This window comes from Pseudoalteromonas sp. A601 (genome assembly GCF_002165575.1).
Lineage (GTDB): Bacteria > Pseudomonadota > Gammaproteobacteria > Enterobacterales > Alteromonadaceae > Pseudoalteromonas.
This window is the reverse complement of sequence record NZ_MXQF01000014.1, coordinates 84,850-104,672: the sequence shown is the minus strand read 5'-3', so window position 1 is coordinate 104,672 and position 19,823 is coordinate 84,850. Positions and strand designations below refer to the sequence as shown.

Here is a 19,823-nt window from a genome sequence, read left to right as displayed (position 1 = left end):
TTTATTGTGTTGTCATAATTTAGTTTAGCAGATAGTTAGCTGAGTGTTGCTTTATAGCCTAAATTGTTCACCCAGATATACATCGCGAACTGTTTGGTTGGCAAGTACATGCTCAGGAGTTCCTGATGCAATTAACTCCCCATGAGAAACTATGTAGGCTTTTTCACAAACATCAAGGGTTTCTCTTACATTATGGTCGGTTATTAGTACACCGATGCCACGGTTTTTAAGGTGCTCGATAATCTTCTTTATATCTAACACTGAAATGGGATCAACACCAGCAAAAGGCTCATCTAATAGGATAAATTTAGGATTTGCGGCTAAAGCACGCGCAATTTCAACACGGCGGCGTTCACCACCTGACAATGCCATGCCTTGACTATCACGAATGTGTTGAATGCTAAATTCATCAAGTAGGCTATCTAAGGCTTCTTCACGGGCTGTTTTGTTTAGCTCTTTACGGGTTTCTAAAATCGCCATCAGGTTTTGGTAAACGGTCAATTTACGAAAAATAGATGACTCTTGTGGTAAGTAGCCAATACCCAAGCGAGCACGGCTGTGCATGGGTAATAATGTAATATCGTTATCATCAATACTAATTTTACCTTTATCGCTGGGCACTAAGCCAACAATCATATAAAAAGTGGTGGTTTTCCCTGCGCCATTAGGGCCTAGTAGACCAACAATACTCCCAGCGCTAACTTCTAAGCCAACACTTTTTACAACTTGGCGGCCCTTGTAGCTTTTTGCTAAAAACTCGGCTTTTAATGTACTCATGGCTGGCCTTTTGATTTTTTGCTATCGACAGGTACTAAAATTGTATGCACGCGGTCATTTGAGTCTTCGCCTCTTTCAGCACTTATTAGCTGCTGTTCCATATCGTAGGTGATGCTTTTAGCGTTAATTTTTTGCCCTGCTTGGGTTACTTTCGCATTACCTATTAAAGTTAACAGGCGCTTTGCTACATCGTAACGAACTTCATCAGCACTGGCGCTCATTAAAGTGCCATCGGTTTGTTTTTCTTCAAAGTATGCAGGTTTGCCTGTGGCCACGAGTAACTGTTTATTATCGCCTAAGTCTTCACGTTTATGTACTTCGAGGCGTTCTGCTTTAATTCGGCGGTTACCATGGATAATTTCAACGTTTTTTTCAAAAATACCGACATTAGATTTAAGTTGAGCTTGTTGTTTATCCGCGCTGATTGAGACCTGATCGGCCGGTGGCATTGTATCTTGGGCAAGGCTCGAAAATGCAATGAGTAAGCTTGGTATTATAAGTAGGTTGGCTAGTTTATTGGTCATAATATATGGTTCGCGTATGGTTAATTAGTTCTATTACTTCGGCTTTTAAGTCGGCTTGTAATCCGCGCCCAGTAATTTTTAAATTAGGGCCGACTAACTCAACAGGTTGCTCTGAACTCATTGTTTGAAGTTCAATATCAACTTGGATGTTATCGGCATTAATATGGTCTATCATGGCATTGTTTGTGAGGTTTTTCGCCGTCACATTGCCTTCTAAAACCAGCTGGTTATTTTCATACAATGTGGCTTCTGCTGCATTAATTTGCCACATTTGTTCTTGATTGTATAAAGTGAAAATAGGCTCTTCAAAGTACGTAAATCCTAACTGCTGATATAATTCCATTTTTGCAGCGGTGACTTTGTGGCTTATTTTACCTTGTTCATCAAAGGCTGTTTGTTTTAAAGCCACAGCGGTGTAATCGGGCTTGGCAATAACATCTTCTTCAACGAGCTGCTCTATGTTTGTTTGGTTAAAATATGGATACCAAAGCCAAACCATACAGCTTATAAATAATACGCTTAAAACTAAACGCGCACTATTCATGAGCTGGTTCCTTCGCTGGTTAGCGATTTTTCGTTTTCAAGCATTAATAAATCAGTGAGCTCTCTTACAGCGCCAAACCCACCCGGTAGCATAGTGGTATAATGCGATACGCGTTTGATTAACGGGTGTGCATCGTTCACCGCTACTGCAAAGCCAACTTGCTCCATAACAGGAAGATCAGGGCCATCATCGCCAATATAGGCGATTTGCTCATCGGTTAAGCTCAGTTTATCTTTAAGCTCTTGATAGGCTTGCAGCTTATTTTCTTGGCCTTGATAAATATGTTGTACTGTTAGGCTAGTCATTCGCTGCTGAACTATCTGTGAATGACGTCCAGTGATAACAGCAACATCAAAACCGCTGTTGATTAGCGCTTTGATGCCAAAACCATCTTTGGTATTAAATGCTTTTAATTCTTCGCCTTGATTACCTAAGTAAATTCGACCATCAGAAAATACGCCATCAATATCACAGATCAACAATTTAATTTTTTTAGCGCGGGTTTGAGCATCTAAGCTCAGTGGTTGGTATAAGTCAGCAAATTGCATTTATAACACTCCTGCTTTGAGCAAGTCTTGCATATTTAGTGCACCAATGGGGTGACGATTTTCATCAATGACAATAAGACCGTTAATACGTTTACGCTCCATAATATTAAGCGCTTCGGCGGCAAGCATATCCGCAGTTGCCGTGGTACACGAACGTGTCATGACTTCACTGATAAGTGTGCTATGTATATCGATACGTTGTTCTAAAATACGACGTAAATCACCGTCAGTGAACAAACCATTAAGTTGGCCACGGTTGTTTACAATTGCTGTCATGCCTAGCCCTTTGGCTGACATTTCTATTAACGCGTCTTTAATGCATTGCGTGTCTTTAATAATAGGCGTTGAGGCGCCATCATGCATTAAATCTTTTAAGCACAGTAATAAACGTTTGCCTAAACTGCCGCCTGGGTGTGATAGTGCAAAATCGTCGGCTGTGAAACCTCGTGTTTCAAGTAGGGCGACGGCTATTGCATCTCCCATAGCAAGTGTTGCTGTGGTGCTTGCTGTTGGTGCAAGACCAAGAGGGCAAGCTTCTTTAGATACTTTAATGCATACATGAGCATCAGCCCAATTTGCCATTGACGATGTTGGATTGCTGGTCATTGCGATCATTTTAGCGCCAATGCGTTTAATCACTGGGATTATATTGAGCACTTCACTGGTTTCGCCAGAATTAGATATCAGCATGACTACATCATCACGGGTGATCATACCTAAATCACCGTGGCTCGCTTCACCAGGGTGAACAAAAAAAGCCGGTGTGCCGGTGCTTGCTAATGTGGCAGCAATTTTATTGCCAATATGGCCAGACTTGCCCATGCCGACAACGATAATTCGGCCTTGGCATTGATACATCAACTCACAGGCCTGATTAAAGTTTTCGTCTAGGTATTGAGCTATATCAACAAGGGCTTGACGTTCAATATCAAGTACTCGTTTTCCTTGTTCAATAAAATTTAACTGCGTCATTGTGTTGTCCAATTTATTCGGTACTAAGCTACTTGGCTAAAAATATAACCTTGATAAGCAACAAACGCGGCTAATAATAAGCCACCTTCAACTCTATTAATACGGCGTGCCCCTCGAAAACTCAAGGACATAGCGATTAATGCGATGGTGGCACCTATCATAATTAGCGCGTCACGGTTTGTCGCAGATGGGTCAATAATCGAAGGGTTTATAATCCCCGCTAATGGTAAAACGGCTAGTAAGTTAAAAATATTAGAGCCAACAATATTACCCAATGCTAAGTCGTCTTCGTTTTTTAGCACCCCTGCAATACAAGCTGCAAGTTCAGGCAAGCTGGTACCGATAGCAATAATAGTCAAGCCGATGACTAAATCGCTTAAGCCAAAATACTTTGCAATATCAACAGCTGAACCAACTAAAAAGTGAGAACTTAAAGGAAGTACGACCATACCAACGACGAGCCAAAATAGTGCTGATTTAGTTGGAACATTATCTGGCACATCATCACAGGCTTCACTAACAAATGGGTCATCAGCTTGGTTTTTAGCGCGAATCGAAATGATGATAAGCCCAGCAATAAAAACAATAAATGCAATTAGTAGCGCAATGCCTTCGGCAAATGAGAAGTAGTTATCTGAAAACACATACCAAGCAGCAATCGAAATAAGTAACACCAGCGGCATTTCTCGTTTGAGTGTTGTGGAAGATACCGAAAGCGGGCGCAACAAGGCGGTAATGCCTAATACCAACAAAATATTAGTGATATTTGAACCGACTGCATTGCCAACTGCAGTATCCGTTTTACCGGCAAGCGCGGCGGAGGCCGAAACCATCATTTCAGGCGCTGATGAGCCCATAGCAACAACAGTTAAACCGACTATTAAAGTGGGGACACCGAAATTTTTTGCCAGTGCTGCAGCACCATAAACAAAGCGATCTGCGCTCCAAACAAGTCCTGCAAATCCAAGAATTAAAATGACAAAAGAAGTCACCATTACACTACGCCAATTATTCAATATCAGATTGCGGTAAATAGTAACAAAAGCCAACCTGAAAGTATAAATAAAAGAATCGGGTCTATATCTCAGTAAGTCGTTATTTTTAGCATAGAAAAATTTATTTAAGGCTAGGTTAAGTCAGTCTCAGTAAGGCTTAGGCTGTTATTACATAGAATATTACAAAATTTTACGATTTGTTTTTTCCATCTTTGCGTAAAAAGCCTTAAAATAGGGGAAGTAGTGAAAATAGAAATGGAGAGCGACTTGTCGCAACCAATAGTAGAAATCAAGGATGTAAGCTTTTCACGGGGCGATAGAAGCATATATAAAAATATGAGCTTTAGCGTTCCGAAAGGCAAGATCACTGCCATTATGGGGCCCAGCGGTATTGGTAAAACTACCATGCTACGTTTAATTGGTGGTCAATTAAAACCCGATAGCGGCACTATTTTGTTTGAAGGTGATAATATCCCAACTATGACGCGCAAAGAGCTTTATGCAGCGCGTACCAAAATGAGCATGCTATTTCAAAGTGGCGCCTTATTTACCGATATGTCTGTTTTTGACAATATTGCGTTTCCGCTTAGAGAGCACACCCGCCTCAGTGAAGATTTAATCCGTCTTGTTGTGTTAATGAAATTACAAGCCGTAGGTTTACGTGGTGCCCAAGATTTAATGCCGTCAGAGCTTTCTGGTGGTATGGCCCGTCGTGCGGCACTTGCTCGCTCTATTGCGCTGGACCCTGAGCTTATCATGTATGATGAGCCGTTTGCTGGGCAAGATCCAATCTCAATGGGTGTGCTGGTTAAGCTAATTAAATCATTGAACCAAGTTCTTGGGCTATCTTCACTAATTGTTACTCATGATGTAACAGAGGTAATGAGTATTGCTGATCATGTAATCATTATTGCCGATCAAGGTGTCATTGGTAGTGGCTCACCAGAGCAAATGCGTAACCATGAATCGCCACTGGTACAGCAGTTCTTAAAAGGCCTTTCTGATGGGCCTGTACCGTTTCATTTCCCGGCTCAGCCCTATAATGAAGAATTACTTGGAGGGCGTAGCTGATGTTTGATTTGTTTCAAAAGCTAGGCCATAAAACATTGGGTCGATTTGCTGCACTTGGCCGCTCAACGCAAATGTTGATTGGTGCACTGTGGAATCTACCTAATTTCAGAAAAGGCACACCACTACTTATTCGCCAACTCTATATGGTGGGTTCGCAGTCGCTGCTTATCATTATGGTCTCTGGGTTATTTATTGGTATGGTGCTCGCGCTGCAAGGCTACACCGTATTAGTGGGTTATGGTGCAGAAGACAGTTTAGGGCCACTTGTTGCATTGAGTTTACTCAGAGAGCTTGGCCCTGTAGTGACTGCTTTGCTATTTGCCGGACGAGCAGGGAGTGCACTTACCGCCGAAATTGGTTTGATGAAAGCGACCGAGCAGTTATCGAGCCTTGAAATGATGGCGATTGATCCGCTTAAGCGTATTATTGCTCCTCGCTTTTGGGCTGGCTTTATTAGTATGCCACTGTTGGCGTTAATCTTCTCAGCGGTTGCAATAATTGGTGCCCACTTAGTGGGTGTTGATTGGCTAGGTGTTGATACCGGTAGTTTTTGGTCAATCATGCAGTCACAAGTGTCATTCCAACAAGATATTTTAAATGGCATGATCAAGAGCTTTGTATTTGCCATCGTTGTAACTTGGATAGCACTTTATAAAGGTTATGACTGTGTACCAACTTCGGAAGGGATCAGTAAAGCAACAACAGAGACCGTTGTACACTCATCTTTGGCTGTTTTAGGGTTTGATTTTATTTTGACAGCGGTAATGTTTACCAGCTAAAAAAGGTATAGATAATGAATTCACGGAAATTAGAAATTTTAGTTGGCTTTTTTGTCGCTCTTGGCATTGCAGCTTTTGCTATGCTGGCATTAAAAGTAGCTAACGCAGGCATTAGTGGTAGTGGCGAAACATACTTGCTAAAAGCTAAATTTGAAAATATCGGCTCATTAAAAGCACGCGCTCCAATTAAGGTGGGCGGGGTTGTCGTCGGGCGTGTTGAGGCTATTTCAATCCATCCGCAAGAGTTTTTACCAGTAGTTGATATGACCATTGATGCGCAATATCAATGTCGCTTCTCAGATACCAGTTCGGTATCAATTTTAACGTCAGGTATTTTAGGTGAGCAGTATTTAGGAATTAACCCAGTGATCGCACCTAAATCTGCAGAGCAAGCCTGCTTAGGTCTTGAAGTAACAAGTAATGATCAAGACTTAGGCTTGGACGAGTTATTTGGTGTAGAAAGCAAAGCGTTAAATGACGGCGATTTTATTACCGATACCAAATCTGCTTTAGTGCTTGAAGAATTGATCGGGCAGTTTTTATTCAATCAAGGTGGTGAGTAATTATTATGTTTAAGAAATTTGTAACTTTAGTAGCATTTATTTTTATCGCAACTAATGTAAATGCTCAGTCCGTTAATTTAAAAGACCCATATAAAATGGTTCGTCAGGTATCTGATAACACTTTTCAGCGTATTACCCGCGATCAGCCATTAATTGAGCAAGATAAAGAGCATTTACGTGTCATAGTTACTGAAGAATTAATGCCTTACATTGATTATAAATATGCTGCACTACGCGTATTAGGTAGCCATGTATCAAAAGTTCGTGCAATTAAAGATCCGGCAGAGCAAAAACAAGCAGTTGAAAACATTAAAGAGTTTATTGATGCCTTTCAAGAATATTTAGTAGCGACTTATGCTGGTGTTTTTACTCAATATACAAATCAACAGGTTGAATTTGCACCTGCTAGAACGTTTGCTGGGCAGGATGTTGTATTAGTAAAAACTAAAATTGTAGATCCTAATAAGCCTGATATTAAAATTGATTTTAAAGTACGCGAAGACAGAAGCGGTGATTGGCGAGCTTATGACATGGTAGCTGAAGGAATCAGTCTATTAGATGCGAAACAAAGCGAACTGCAAGGGATTCTTCGTCAGCAGGGTATTGAGCATGTCAGTAACCTGCTTAGACAGAAAAGTCAGTTACCAGTCCAATTTAGAGGCGAAGGTGGTAATGAGTAAAGTAAGCGTTACTCAAATCGACGAGCAGCAATTTCGAGTTAGCGGTGAATTAACCCGAAACTCAATTGCTGCTGAACGGCTTATTAATAAAAACTCACAAACTAACCATAAAACTTGGTATTTTGACCTTTCTGATGTATCAAGGGTTGACACGGCGGGCTTAGCTTGGTTAATTCACTCTTTCGCAGAATTAAAGCAGCAAGGCATTCGCCTTGAATTGCAAAATATACCTGATCAATTGCAAAAGTTAATGCAGTTAGGTCAAGTTACAACCCTATTTGAGTGAGAGTTATGCAAACAAGCGAAGTCGAGACGTTATTACGCGACGAATTACAATTAGCTGAAGTTCATGTAAAAGCCAATGGTAGTCATTATGAAGTGATTGCAGTAGGCGAGTGCTTTGATGGTCTGAGTCGAGTGAAAAAACAGCAGCTAGTATATGCACCATTAATGAATACCATTTCTGACGGTACTATTCATGCCGTGTCTATTCGTGCTTTTACACCTACAGAGTGGAAGCGTGAACAAAAATTTATCTTACCGCAATAACTAAGGCCTCCTCATGGATCAATTTGTAATTCAAGGTGGCACAGGGCTTGCGGGTGAAGTGACGATTTCTGGCGCTAAAAATGCCGCGCTACCGATTCTTTTTGCCGCTCTATTAGCTGATGGTAAAAGTACGTTTAATAATGTGCCACGTTTGCGTGATATCGGTACCACTGAAGCATTGTTGAAAACCTTAGGGGCTGATGTACAGTGGCAAGGCGATCAGTTAGTTATCGATGGTACTACCGTTGATAAAACGCTCGCACCTTATGACTTAGTAAAACAAATGCGTGCATCTGTTTTAGCGTTAGGACCATTGGTTGCTCGTTTTGGTCAAGCTCAAGTGTCATTACCTGGCGGGTGTGCGATTGGTGCTCGTCCAGTTGATATTCATATCCAAGGCCTTGAGCGTATGGGCGCGAATATTCAAGTTGAAAATGGCTACATCAATGCCAGTGTTGACGGCCGCTTAAAAGGCGCTGAAATATACATGGAAATGGTCAGTGTTGGCGCAACCGAAAACCTGTTAATGGCTGCTACACTTGCTGATGGTAAAACCGTACTTGAAAACGCAGCTCGTGAACCCGAAATAACCGATCTGGCGGCGTGTTTGATTGCTATGGGTGCAAAAATTACCGGTGCTGGCACTAGCCGTATTGAGATTGAAGGTGTTGAGAAACTTCATGGTTGTGAACACCGTATTTTGCCTGATCGCATCGAAACAGGTACTTTTCTAGTTGCAGCAGCGATGGCTGGCGGCGAAGTATTATGTAAAGCCACTGATTTTCATAGTCTCGAACCTGTTATTGAAAAGCTTCGTGCAACTAATGCTCTGGTAGAAGTGACTGATGACAGCATATACTTAGACATGCGTAACCGTGAGCTGCAAGCGGTGAATATTAAAACGATGCCTCATCCAGGGTTCCCGACAGATATGCAAGCGCAATTTACCGCATTGAATGTGATTGCAAATGGCAGTGCGACTATCACAGAAACAATTTTTGAAAATCGTTTTATGCACGTACCTGAGCTACAACGCATGGGAGCCAACATTCGCTTAGAAGGTAACACAGCAATTTGTGGTGACACTAAAAGCTTAAGTGGTGCCCAAGTGATGGCTACTGACTTACGTGCATCAGCAAGCTTGATTTTGACCGGTATAGTGGCAAAAGGTGAAACCGTTGTAGATCGTATTTATCACGTTGACCGTGGTTATCAACGTATTGAAGATAAGCTCAGTGAACTTGGTGCTAATATTAAACGTAGAAGTAGTTAATAGCCTAAAACCTAGGTCCTAGCTTCTAGGCCCTAGGTTTTATAATTTCGTCTCAAGCTCTGCCACATTTACCATTACCTTAAGTATTTCCCCATTTCTATATAGCTGAAACTCAATTTCATGGCCTGGCTCTGAGTTACCGATAGTAGTGAGTGTTTTTTGTGGATTACTGACATCTTCACCGGCAATTTTAACGATAATATCTTGCTCTTTAATACCTGCTTGCCATGCAGGGCCTAATGGGTCTAAATTGGTAATACGAAGGCCTGCAACAGGCGTAAAGTTATCACTGACCTCTTTACCTGTACTATCAACCGCGGTGCCCGTGAAGCCCAAATAGCCTCGTACTACGCGACCATGACGAATGAGTTTATCCATTACTTCTTTGGCTAATGAGTATGGCACTGCAAAGAAAATCCCTTGAATATCTAAGTTCTCGCGAGTTTTAAACTGCGCCGATGTAATACCGACTAAATCGCCATTGGAATTAACCAGTGCACCACCAGAGTTACCTACGTTAATTGCCGCATCCATCTGTAATAAACTGTTGTACGGGCTGTCAGTGATCTTTTGCTTACCTGTTGCACTGACTATGCCTTGGGTAATTGTTTGACCTAAGTTAAGCGGGTTGCCTATGGCAAGTACTACGTCGCCAACACGCGGGTTAAAATCATTATTTATTGGGATTACAGGTAAGTGATCGGCATTTATCTTTAATAATGCGAGATCAGTAATGGTGTCAAAGCCAATAAGTTGGACATCAAAAAAGCGGCGGCCATCGGTGAGGATCACCATAATTTGGTCGGCGTTATTAATAACGTGATAGTTCGTTAAAATATAGCCATCGCTGGACATGATAACTCCAGAACCAAGCTCTTGTACTGTGTTCTGGCGTTTATACCTAGGTTGACTAGAAATACTCTCAGAAAAAATGGTCACCACAGAAGGGCCTGCGCGTTTAACTGCGTCAGCAAAGCTCAGGTGCTGTGCGGTGATTGCACTTGGCAAGGTCACATTGGGTAATAACGCTGCACGCATATTGGGGTTAAAGAACACCACTAAAAAAGCAATGCCTAGTCCGGCAAACAACGGGGGGAGGACAAATTTAAAAAATTTTAGCACGGTATTCTTATTGTTAGTGAGCAATCCCTTTATGATGGCACAAAAAAAATAACAGCGGCAAGTGCCGCTGTTATTATTTATGTCATTTGTACAATATTTGCGTTATTGAATTAAAACAAATACAGATTCTCGCCCTCTTTGTACACCAAGCACAATATTACCTTTGGTGTTTTCGATGATCTTATTCATATCGCGAATATTTTCAACTCGTTGGCGATTGACTTGCATAATGATATCGCCTTCTTCCAAACCAACGCGTGCTGCTGGTGAACGAGGATCAACAGAAGTCAGCTCTATGCCTTTAGCGCCATTTTTTTGAATGCTTTCAAGCGTTGCACCTTGGAATGCAGGGTGTAGCTCATCGCCTGAAGCACTCATACCAGATGCGCCATCTAAAGTGACTTTAACCGTTTTTACTTTACCGTCGCGGTAAATGCCTAGTTTAACCTTTTTACCTTCGCCTAAGGTGGCTATCTTACTGCGTAATTCATGGAACCCGCTGATATCACTGCCATCGATACTGATAATAACATCACCGGCTTTAATACCTGCTTTGCTTGCTGCTGAGTCATCCATTACTTGCATAACATATGCACCTTGTTTGACGTCAAGTTGTTGTGCTTTTGCAAGTCCTGCATCCAATGGGCGACCAGAGATACCTAATGAACCGCGACGAGTTTCACCGTGCTCAATAATTTGATCAACCAAGTTTTTCATCATATTTGATGGAATAGCAAAGCCAATACCAACATTACCACCTGAAGCTCCTAAAATAGCGGTATTAATACCAATTAGCTCGCCGTTTAAATTCACCAGCGCACCACCTGAGTTACCTTGGTTTATAGCTGCATCGGTTTGAATGAAGTCTTCGTAGCCTTCGATATTTAAACCACTTCGGCCAAGCGCACTGACAATCCCAGAGGTTACTGTGTGGCTTAAACCAAATGGGTTACCAATTGCGACAGCAAAATCACCTACTCGAAGTTGGTCTGAATTTGCCAACTTAATTGCTACTAAATCATCGGCATCAATTTGTAATAAGGCGATGTCTGATTCTTTATCACTTCCTATGCGTGTAGCTTCATATTCACGGCCATCTTCAAGAGTCACTAGCATTTTTTCGGCATCTTGTACCACGTGATTATTAGTAACAACATAACCTTCATCGGCATCAATAATCACGCCCGAGCCTAAACCACTAAATTCTCTTTTTTGGCTGCGCGGTTGCGGATTGCCAAAAAAGAAGTCAAGAGGATCGGCGCGTCTACGAACTTCTTTAGAGCCTGATACTTGTATACTCACCACGCCAGGAGTGATTTGTTCAAGCATAGGAGCTAGGGTAGGTAATTGTTGACCATTGACTGCCACTGGCATTTTAGCCATTGATACACCAGGGGTTAATAATAGGCTCGCAGATAGAACAGCTGCGCTGATTAACGATAATTTCATTTTCATAGTCAGGGTTTACTCCACATCACAAAAAAGCAAAAACATAGACATAAAAAAAGGCTGCATAAGCAGCCCTTTTTTAGGTTTAGATATAAAGCTGTTATATCTACAGACTATGGGGTCAAAAAAAAGTTCATCAAGAGGCTTTAGAATGTTCTGAAACTTTGTCATCTCCAGCAAATAAGCCTGACTCGCCTGACACGTAATCGGCAGGTTGCGCCTCGGCTGAAGAACGATCGCTTTGACGCTCTTTTAATGAGCGTTGCAGTTGCTCTGTGGTTTCTTTTGAAAAGAAAGGTTCAGCTGGGTGTTCTTTTTTATCACTTAATAAAAGCTTGTTGGTCTCATCAACGTGATTCAAAAGCTGGTCATAGTTGTCTTTCATACGATTTACTAGCTTACCGGTACTTGCTAAGTGGTCGGCAACATCCTGGCGATATTGCTCTAGCGCATGCTTAGCTTGCTCTGCTTGTTCTTCTAGCTCATCTTGCTTAAATTGTTTTTTAGTCACAAACGCGCCCAAGAAAAACGCTGCAACGGCAACAATAACAATAATACCAATCCAAGTAATGGTGCCCATAAATTCTACCCCTTTGGGAAATAAAAAATAACGAAAAAATTGCGTGTGTAATTAATAAATTTAGTCTGTCGTTAGATAACCTAAGCTCAGGTTAAATAAATCTTACTGTCTCTAATATACCCCGAGTTACGATGCGTGTTAATATATTGCGCAAATTAAACCGTGTTTTATTGTAACTATCTATGACTCCTTGGCAAAAATACCAGCAAGATCTACAGCGTGATGACTTTGTATATGATGCAGCTCAAGAAAATGCAGTGCGTCACTTACAGCGATTATACGATGACTTAACCGCTGCCAAGCCAGCTGAAAAAGGTTGGTTTGCAAAGCTATTTAATAAAGATAGCACGCCAACTATAAAAGGTTTGTACTTTTGGGGAGGCGTAGGGCGCGGTAAAACCTACTTGGTTGATACTTTTTATGAAGCGCTACCGGGTGAGCGTAAGATGCGTGTGCATTTTCACCGTTTTATGCACCGAGTGCATGACGAACTTAAAAAGTTAAATAATAAATCGAACCCATTGGAAATTGTTGCGGATATATTTAAAGCAGAAACAGACATCATCTGCTTTGATGAGTTTTTCGTGCAAGATATTACCGATGCAATGCTGCTAGGTGGTTTAATGGAAGCACTTTTTGCACGAGGTATCGTGCTCGTTGCCACCTCTAACATCGTGCCTGACGAATTATACCGTAATGGCCTACAACGTGCGCGCTTCCTACCTGCGATTGAATTAGTGAATGCCAATACCGAAATTGTTAATGTGGACTCAGGCATTGACTATCGCTTGCGAACACTTGAGCAAGCTGAAATATTTCATAGCCCACTTGATCAACAAGCCGATGCAAACTTATTTGAATATTTTGATAAATTGTCGCCAGAGCCAGGCAAGCTCGATACTTCAATTGAAATCGAAGGGCGGATGATAAAAACGCGTAAAGTAGCTGATTGTATCGTTATGTTTGAATTTAGTGAACTGTGCGAGACAGCTCGCAGCCAAGTGGATTATATGGAAATAAGCCGTTTATACAATACGGTGATCTTGTCTAACGTTAAGCAACTAGGTCAAGCTAATGATGATGCGGCGCGGCGCTTTATTGCGTTGGTCGATGAGTTTTATGAGCGTAATGTCACCTTAATTATCTCAGCTGAAAAGGGTATCACTGAATTGTATACCCAAGGTAATCTCAACTTTGAATTCAAACGCTGTATTAGCCGTTTGCAAGAAATGCAGTCACTGGAGTATTTAGCAAGAGAGCATTTGGCTTAACTTTGTTCTCTCATCATATAATATCAAGAGCAAAAGCTGTGCTGTACAAGTTTGCTTATGTGACTTGATTTTATCTTTATTGTCGCCATATCTACCAAGCACATTCGTTTTATCAGTTGGCTAAATTTAATCGGCCTTTAGCGCTGCGATAAATTTTCTTGCATAAAATGGGTATCTTAACTACGCGATGGTTTGATGTTTCGCAGAGTCTGGTATAGTAGCGCACGTAATTAATGCTGAAATTAACAGCATTTAGCAAAATTACTAATTAATATGTGCTTTTATTGAGCAATATATTAATTAGTAATGATCCCCATGTATATATTGGGTGCATTAAATGGGTTAGCCAATGACTGGTTAGCAAAGAATACATTGTAACGGTTTTATCATGATATCTAATTTATTTACCAAGATTTTTGGTAGTCGCAATGACCGCACTATTAAAAATTTAAGAAAGACGGTCGCGCTAATTAACGCACTTGAAACGCAACTTGAAGCGCTTTCAGACGAAGATTTAAAAGCCAAAACAGCAGAATTTAGAGAGCGTTACGATAACGGGCAAAGCCTTGACGATATCTTGCCTGAAGCGTTTGCTGTGGTACGTGAAGCATCGAAGCGTGTTAATGGCATGCGTCACTTCGACGTGCAATTACTCGGTGGCATGGTGTTGCACCAAGGTCGTATCGCAGAAATGCGTACAGGTGAGGGTAAAACCCTTACTGCTAGTTTACCGGCTTATTTACGTGGCTTAACAGGCAAAGGTGTTCACGTTATTACCGTGAATGACTATCTTGCAAAGCGTGATGCTGAAACTAACCGCCCATTATTTGAATTTTTAGGCTTAACTGTTGGCTGTAACGTACCAGGTATGATGCCGCAACAGAAAAAAGAAGCATATAGCGCCGATATTACTTACGGTACTAATAACGAATTTGGTTTTGATTACCTGCGTGACAATATGGCGTTTAGCATTAATGAACGTGTGCAGCGTCCACTTTATTACGCAGTAGTCGATGAGGTGGATTCAATCCTTATTGATGAAGCACGTACACCGCTTATCATTTCTGGCCCAGCTGAAGATAGCTCACAGCTATACACTGAGATTAACACCATCGTACCTTTACTTGAACTACAAGAAAAAGAAGACGAAGAAGGTGTTGAAGGTGACGGCGATTTCACTATCGATGAAAAGTCTAAACAAGTTCATCTTACCGAACGTGGTCAAATTAAAGTTGAAGAGCTTTTAACTGAACGTGGTTTAATTGAAGAAGGCGATTCGCTTTATTCTGCGGGTAGCATTACGCTACTTAGCCATGTGTATGCCGCTTTACGTGCGCACAAACTTTATCAAAAAGACATTGATTACGTAGTAAAAGAAAACGAAGTAATCATTGTTGATGAGCACACAGGACGTACAATGGAAGGCCGTCGTTGGTCTGAAGGTTTACACCAAGCTGTTGAAGCAAAAGAAAGTGTAAAAATTCAAAACGAAAACCAAACGTTGGCATCAATTACATTCCAAAATTACTTCCGTATTTATGAAACACTAGCAGGTATGACAGGTACTGCAGATACTGAAGCGTTTGAGTTCCAGTCAATCTATGGCCTTGATACGGTTGTTATGCCAACTAATAAGCCAATGATCCGTGATGATCGCGCAGATTTAGTTTATTTAACGCAAGAAGAAAAATACGAAGCAATTTTAGTCGATATTAAAGATTGCCAAGAGCGTGGACAGCCAGTGCTTGTGGGTACTATTTCAATTGAAAGCTCAGAGTACTTGTCGCAATTCTTACGCAAAGAAAAGATAAAGCATAATGTACTTAATGCTAAGTTCCATGCTCAAGAAGCTGATATCGTATCTGATGCAGGCTTACCGGGCACGGTAACGATTGCAACAAACATGGCCGGCCGTGGTACTGATATTGTACTTGGTGGTAACTGGCATAGCGAAGTTGAAAAACTTGAAAACCCAACAGATGAGCAAATTGCGGACATTAAAGCCGCATGGCAGGTTCGCCATGATGCTGTAATTGCTGCGGGTGGTTTGCATATTATTGGTACTGAACGTCATGAATCGCGTCGTATCGATAACCAACTACGTGGTCGTTCAGGTCGCCAAGGAGATGCCGGTTCAAGCCGTTTCTACTTATCAATGGATGACGCATTAATGCGTATCTTCGCTGGTGAGCGCATGACTAACATGATGCGTAAACTAGGGATGCAACGTGGTGAAGCAATTGAACATCCATGGGTAAACCGTGCAATTGAAAACGCACAACGTAAAGTAGAAGCACGCAACTTTGATGTTCGTAAGCAACTACTTGAATACGATGATGTAGCGAATGATCAACGTCGTGTTGTATATGCACAGCGTAACGAATTACTGGTTGAAGGCGATATCTCTGAGACAATTACAGTTATTCGTGGTGATGTACTTGGTAATATCATTGACCAATACATTGCACCACAAAGCCTTGCAGAAATGTGGGACATCCCGGGCCTTGAAGAGCGCTTGAAGCAAGACTTCTTATTAGAATTGCCAATTTCACAATGGTTAGCAGACGATAACAAGTTGTACGAAGAAAAGCTTCGTGAGCGTATCGAAGAAGAAGTGAATAATGCGTACAAAGAGAAAGAACAGCAAGTAGGCGAGTCGGTTCTTCGTCAGTTTGAAAAAGCAATTATGCTACAAAGCTTAGATCAACACTGGAAAGATCACTTAGCGGCAATGGATCATTTGCGTCAAGGTATTCATTTACGTGGTTATGCGCAAAAGAACCCGAAGCAAGAGTACAAGCGTGAATCGTTTGAGCTGTTCTCTGAAATGCTTGAAAATTTGAAAGTCGACGTTGTTGGCATTTTAAGTAAAGTTCAAGTTCGTGCAGAAGATGATGTTGAAAAAGTTGAAGAGCAGCATCGTAAGAGTGAAAATGCTCCTCGCGAATATCAACATGAGGAAGCAGAGCATGTTGGTGGAGAAGCACCTGCAAGTGCAACAGTAACTGCACGCGCTGAGCCTAAAGTGGGTCGTAATGAGCCGTGCCCATGTGGCTCAGGTCAAAAATTTAAGCAATGTTGTGGTAAGTTAAAATAACTATTGCTTTAGTTTAATAAAAGCGACGCATGTGCGTCGCTTTTTTGTTTGTAAATTAAGGTTAAAGGTTAAAGGTGCTAGGTTAAAGGTGCTAGGTTCTAGGGAAGTGACTAGGAGCTAGGGTCCATAGCTCGCAGCTCGTGGCTTTTTCGCTGTGCAAAAATGGTTTTCGTAGTAGCTGGCTTTAGCCGCGAAAAGTGTAAGTAATTTATTTACAAAGAGGTTGAAAGACGCTGCGCTTAAGAGGCTAAGGTGCTAGGGAAGTTACAAGGTATATTTGGCTTTTGTGGGAACAGGTTTCAGCCGTGATTGTTTGGGAGTTATGTCGAATTAATCGGCGCTAAAGCGCTCTCCTACGATTATTAAAGGTGCAAGGTTCTAGCTGTATTCTTACTCGCAGCTCGTAACCCGCAGCTGTGTAGATTAATAATAAAGGTAAGATGATAATGACAAAAAAAATAGTACATGTCGCAGTGGGTGTAATTAAAGCTGGTAATACATTGTTTATCTGCAAGCGCCCAGATGATAAGCATCAAGGCGGTTTATGGGAATTTCCAGGTGGTAAAGTAGAACGCGGTGAAAGCGTATTTGAGGCACTGAAACGCGAATTGCAAGAAGAAGTGGCACTCACTATTCATAGTTCAACTGAGCTCATTGTTATTGAACATGATTATGGTGATAAGTGTGTGAAACTAGATGTGCATTTAGTGACTGATTTTAGCGGTGATGCGCATGGTGCTGAAGGTCAGCAAAGTGTATGGGTAGCACTTAATAAGCTAGATGACTATAACTTCCCTGCTGCTAATGTAGAGATTATAGAAAAATTAAAACAATAAACACAAATGAACGCTTATGATTAATAGCTATTGCATTCGCTTTATATTGGATTAAAATTGATTTCTAACTGTACTTTTGGTGTGTGTAATGGCTAAAGATAAATTTGCGCCAAAACCGTTAAACGATATTATGGCGGGTTTGAGTGGTCGTTTATCAAGCTATGCAGGTAAAAGCCAAGCGCTTGATAAGCAACAAGCACTTTTAATTGAGTTTTTAAGTCCTAATTTAGCGGATAAGTGTCGAGTCAGTAATTATAAAGATGGCACATTGACGATTGAAGCGGTGTCAGCACCTATTGCTCTGCGTTTGAACTACCTTAAAATGGATATGCAGTCTCACTTTCGCAGTAATGGGTTAGCGGAGTTAGGGCAAATAAAGATCATCGCCAACCCGCAATCTAGCCAACGATTAAGTAAAAATAATCCAGCCAAAATAGCTAATGCGACTGTAGCTAAAAAGCTCCCCATGAGCGAACAAACCTCAGATTATCTAAACGCCATTGCGCAAAACGCACCACCATCATTACGTGAAAAATTAGAGCGTTTAGCAAAGCACGGAAAAAAAACGAAGTAACCCGCTAATTTTTAAATTTCTTGCGGAAAAAACAACCGTCAGGTAGCAATGTTTATTAAGTGCTGGTATACTCCCGCGTCTGCCACGTTGCGTTCTATTGCCTTCATTAGCTTAGCCTCTTTTGAATGGCGCATAAAGTCTTAAACTCGAAGGGGTTGGAGCAAACATTTAGAGCGGTAATTAATAATAATTACCTGTGGTTTTAATTGAAAAACATTGGATTTTTATAAATGAAAACGTTTGTTGCTAAGCCAGAAACAGTAAAACGTGACTGGTACGTAGTTGACGCTGAAGGTAAAACTTTAGGTCGCATCGCTACTGAAATTGCTCATCGCCTACGCGGTAAGCACAAAGCTGAATATACTCCACACGTAGATACTGGTGATTACATCATCGTTATCAACGCGGAGAAAGTTACTGTAACTGGTAACAAATTCAAAGATAAAGTTTACTACGCTCACTCTGGTTTCCCAGGTGGTCTTAAGTCTACTACTTTTGATAAACTTCAAGCTGCAAAGCCTGAAATGATCATCGAGAAAGCTGTTAAAGGCATGTTGCCACGTGGTCCTTTAGGCCGCGCTATGTACCGTAAACTTAAAGTTTACGCGGGTACTGAGCACAACCATGCTGCACAACAGCCTCAGGTTCTAGACATTTAAGGAGCACTATCATGGCAAATCAATACTACGGTACAGGTCGTCGTAAAAGTTCAAGTGCTCGCGTATTCCTACGCCCAGGCACTGGTAACATCGTAATCAACAAGCGCTCTTTAGAAGAGTACTTTGGTCGCGAAACAGCACGTATGGTTGTTCGTCAAGCTCTTGAGCTTGTTGATATGACTGAAAAGTTTGACTTACACATCACCGTTGCTGGTGGTGGTACTACAGGTCAAGCTGGCGCAATCCGTCACGGTATCACTCGTGCACTTATGGAGTTTGACGAGTCACTACGTCCACAACTTCGTAAAGCCGGTTTCGTTACTCGTGATGCGCGTAAAGTTGAGCGTAAGAAAGTGGGTCTTAAGAAAGCACGTAAGCGTCCACAGTTCTCAAAACGTTAATATTACGTTTTACAGAATTCCAAAAACCCAGCCTCGGCTGGGTTTTTTGTTTTGGAGCTCTAAAGCTAGCGAGAGTAAAGCTAGCGAGAGTAAAGTTAGTGAGAGTAAAGTTAGTGAGAGTAAAGTTAGCGAGGGTAAAGAGACGAAGTACTTGACTACCGCGTTGAAAAATTCATTCTGATCAAACTCGCAAACTCGCAAACTCGCAAACTCGCACTTTTTATAAGTAACCAGCAAACTCATATCAAATTTACGCCTAATAATTAACCTGCTTAGGCCTTTACTGCGTATAACTTTAAAAAAAGTTCAATAATAATCATAATAAGTGTAAATCCATCAGTTAATTGGTGGATTTTTTTGCTACAATTGTCTGGCAAGTAATGTGAGTGAGTTCAACAGCACCATCTGCAGTTTATCTGCTTCCGCTTAGTGGGGTTGATCTCGGTCAGTATATTGTTTTTGTAAAAGTAATATCATAAAAACGGCTGTATGCTCGAGCTGACTTAGTCAACGGGTTGATAAAGTCGGGAATATTCGAGCATGAAGCTGTTAATAACCT

At 41.4% G+C, this 19,823-nt stretch carries 22 protein-coding genes; 13 read left to right on the top strand and 9 right to left on the bottom strand.

The window, feature by feature from the left end:
• Nucleotides 1-51: 51 nt before the first annotated feature.
• Genes lptB through B5G52_RS13290 form a run of 6 tightly spaced genes read right to left on the bottom strand, consistent with a single transcriptional unit; the run spans nt 52 to nt 4,360 of the window.
• A complete protein-coding gene (gene lptB, locus B5G52_RS13315; protein ID WP_087533128.1) occupies nt 52-777 on the bottom strand; it encodes an LPS export ABC transporter ATP-binding protein in 726 nt (241 codons plus the stop codon).
• The gene (gene lptA / locus B5G52_RS13310) at nt 774-1,301 is read right to left on the bottom strand and encodes a lipopolysaccharide transport periplasmic protein LptA (protein ID WP_087533127.1); all 528 of its coding nucleotides are present in this window, start codon (nt 1,299-1,301) and stop codon (nt 774-776) included. Before lptA ends, lptB begins: the two co-directional genes overlap by 4 nt.
• Nucleotides 1,291-1,845 (bottom strand): LPS export ABC transporter periplasmic protein LptC, encoded by a 555-nt coding sequence (lptC, locus tag B5G52_RS13305; RefSeq protein WP_087533126.1) that lies wholly within the window; start codon nt 1,843-1,845, stop codon nt 1,291-1,293. The genes lptA and lptC overlap by 11 nt, the downstream gene beginning before the upstream one ends.
• Nucleotides 1,842-2,393, bottom strand: coding sequence for a 3-deoxy-manno-octulosonate-8-phosphatase KdsC (gene kdsC / locus B5G52_RS13300; protein WP_087533125.1), 552 nt, complete (start codon nt 2,391-2,393; stop codon nt 1,842-1,844). The genes lptC and kdsC overlap by 4 nt, the downstream gene beginning before the upstream one ends.
• Nucleotides 2,394-3,365 (bottom strand): KpsF/GutQ family sugar-phosphate isomerase, encoded by a 972-nt coding sequence (locus tag B5G52_RS13295; RefSeq protein ID WP_087533124.1) that lies wholly within the window; start codon nt 3,363-3,365, stop codon nt 2,394-2,396. It abuts the gene before it with no gap.
• A 23-nt stretch (nt 3,366-3,388) separates the two neighbouring features.
• The gene (locus tag B5G52_RS13290; RefSeq protein WP_087533123.1) at nt 3,389-4,360 is read right to left on the bottom strand and encodes a calcium/sodium antiporter; all 972 of its coding nucleotides are present in this window, start codon (nt 4,358-4,360) and stop codon (nt 3,389-3,391) included.
• Nucleotides 4,361-4,615: 255 nt separating this feature from the next.
• Between B5G52_RS13290 and mlaF the strand changes: the two genes are divergently transcribed.
• Genes mlaF through murA form a run of 7 tightly spaced genes read left to right on the top strand, consistent with a single transcriptional unit; the run spans nt 4,616 to nt 9,275 of the window.
• The gene (gene mlaF / locus B5G52_RS13285) at nt 4,616-5,431 is read left to right on the top strand and encodes a phospholipid ABC transporter ATP-binding protein MlaF (RefSeq protein ID WP_087533163.1); all 816 of its coding nucleotides are present in this window, start codon (nt 4,616-4,618) and stop codon (nt 5,429-5,431) included.
• Nucleotides 5,431-6,210 (top strand): lipid asymmetry maintenance ABC transporter permease subunit MlaE, encoded by a 780-nt coding sequence (gene mlaE / locus B5G52_RS13280; RefSeq protein WP_087533122.1) that lies wholly within the window; start codon nt 5,431-5,433, stop codon nt 6,208-6,210. The genes mlaF and mlaE overlap by 1 nt, the downstream gene beginning before the upstream one ends.
• A gap of 14 nt (nt 6,211-6,224) precedes the next feature.
• Entirely contained in the window at nt 6,225-6,773 is a 549-nt protein-coding gene (gene mlaD / locus B5G52_RS13275; protein ID WP_087533121.1) for an outer membrane lipid asymmetry maintenance protein MlaD, read from the top strand.
• Nucleotides 6,774-6,778: 5 nt separating this feature from the next.
• Nucleotides 6,779-7,453, top strand: coding sequence for a phospholipid-binding protein MlaC (locus B5G52_RS13270; protein ID WP_087533120.1), 675 nt, complete (start codon nt 6,779-6,781; stop codon nt 7,451-7,453).
• Nucleotides 7,446-7,739: a lipid asymmetry maintenance protein MlaB gene (locus tag B5G52_RS13265; protein WP_087533119.1), complete on the top strand. Its 294-nt coding sequence runs from the start codon at nt 7,446-7,448 to the stop codon at nt 7,737-7,739. The genes B5G52_RS13270 and B5G52_RS13265 overlap by 8 nt, the downstream gene beginning before the upstream one ends.
• Before the next feature lie 5 nt (nt 7,740-7,744).
• Entirely contained in the window at nt 7,745-8,002 is a 258-nt protein-coding gene (locus B5G52_RS13260) for a BolA family protein (protein WP_087533118.1), read from the top strand.
• Between the two features lie 13 nt (nt 8,003-8,015).
• Nucleotides 8,016-9,275 (top strand): UDP-N-acetylglucosamine 1-carboxyvinyltransferase, encoded by a 1,260-nt coding sequence (gene murA / locus B5G52_RS13255; protein WP_087533117.1) that lies wholly within the window; start codon nt 8,016-8,018, stop codon nt 9,273-9,275.
• 39 nt (nt 9,276-9,314) lie between these two features.
• Here the strand turns inward: murA and B5G52_RS13250 are convergent, their stop codons facing one another.
• The 3 genes from B5G52_RS13250 to B5G52_RS13240 form a co-directional block, all read right to left on the bottom strand.
• Complete coding sequence (locus tag B5G52_RS13250) at nt 9,315-10,397, bottom strand: trypsin-like peptidase domain-containing protein (protein ID WP_087533116.1); 1,083 nt, start codon at nt 10,395-10,397, stop codon at nt 9,315-9,317.
• Between the two features lie 102 nt (nt 10,398-10,499).
• Nucleotides 10,500-11,852, bottom strand: coding sequence for a Do family serine endopeptidase (locus tag B5G52_RS13245; RefSeq protein WP_087533115.1), 1,353 nt, complete (start codon nt 11,850-11,852; stop codon nt 10,500-10,502).
• A 130-nt stretch (nt 11,853-11,982) separates the two neighbouring features.
• Complete coding sequence (locus B5G52_RS13240; RefSeq protein ID WP_087533114.1) at nt 11,983-12,426, bottom strand: YhcB family protein; 444 nt, start codon at nt 12,424-12,426, stop codon at nt 11,983-11,985.
• 182 nt (nt 12,427-12,608) lie between these two features.
• Here B5G52_RS13240 and zapE point away from each other — a divergent pair, with 182 nt between their 5' ends.
• The 6 genes from zapE (at nt 12,609) to rpsI (ending at nt 19,264) form a co-directional block, all read left to right on the top strand.
• On the top strand, nt 12,609-13,697 hold the full coding sequence (gene zapE, locus B5G52_RS13235) for a cell division protein ZapE (protein ID WP_087533113.1): 1,089 nt from the start codon (nt 12,609-12,611) through the stop codon (nt 13,695-13,697).
• A 388-nt stretch (nt 13,698-14,085) separates the two neighbouring features.
• Complete coding sequence (gene secA / locus B5G52_RS13230) at nt 14,086-16,794, top strand: preprotein translocase subunit SecA (protein ID WP_087533112.1); 2,709 nt, start codon at nt 14,086-14,088, stop codon at nt 16,792-16,794.
• 446 nt (nt 16,795-17,240) lie between these two features.
• Nucleotides 17,241-17,630 (top strand): 8-oxo-dGTP diphosphatase MutT, encoded by a 390-nt coding sequence (gene mutT / locus B5G52_RS13225; protein ID WP_087533111.1) that lies wholly within the window; start codon nt 17,241-17,243, stop codon nt 17,628-17,630.
• A gap of 88 nt (nt 17,631-17,718) precedes the next feature.
• Entirely contained in the window at nt 17,719-18,204 is a 486-nt protein-coding gene (locus B5G52_RS13220; protein ID WP_087533110.1) for a DUF721 domain-containing protein, read from the top strand.
• 230 nt (nt 18,205-18,434) lie between these two features.
• Nucleotides 18,435-18,863, top strand: coding sequence for a 50S ribosomal protein L13 (rplM, locus tag B5G52_RS13215; protein WP_002957960.1), 429 nt, complete (start codon nt 18,435-18,437; stop codon nt 18,861-18,863).
• An 8-nt stretch (nt 18,864-18,871) separates the two neighbouring features.
• Entirely contained in the window at nt 18,872-19,264 is a 393-nt protein-coding gene (gene rpsI, locus B5G52_RS13210) for a 30S ribosomal protein S9 (protein ID WP_024600778.1), read from the top strand.
• Nucleotides 19,265-19,823 lie beyond the last annotated feature (559 nt).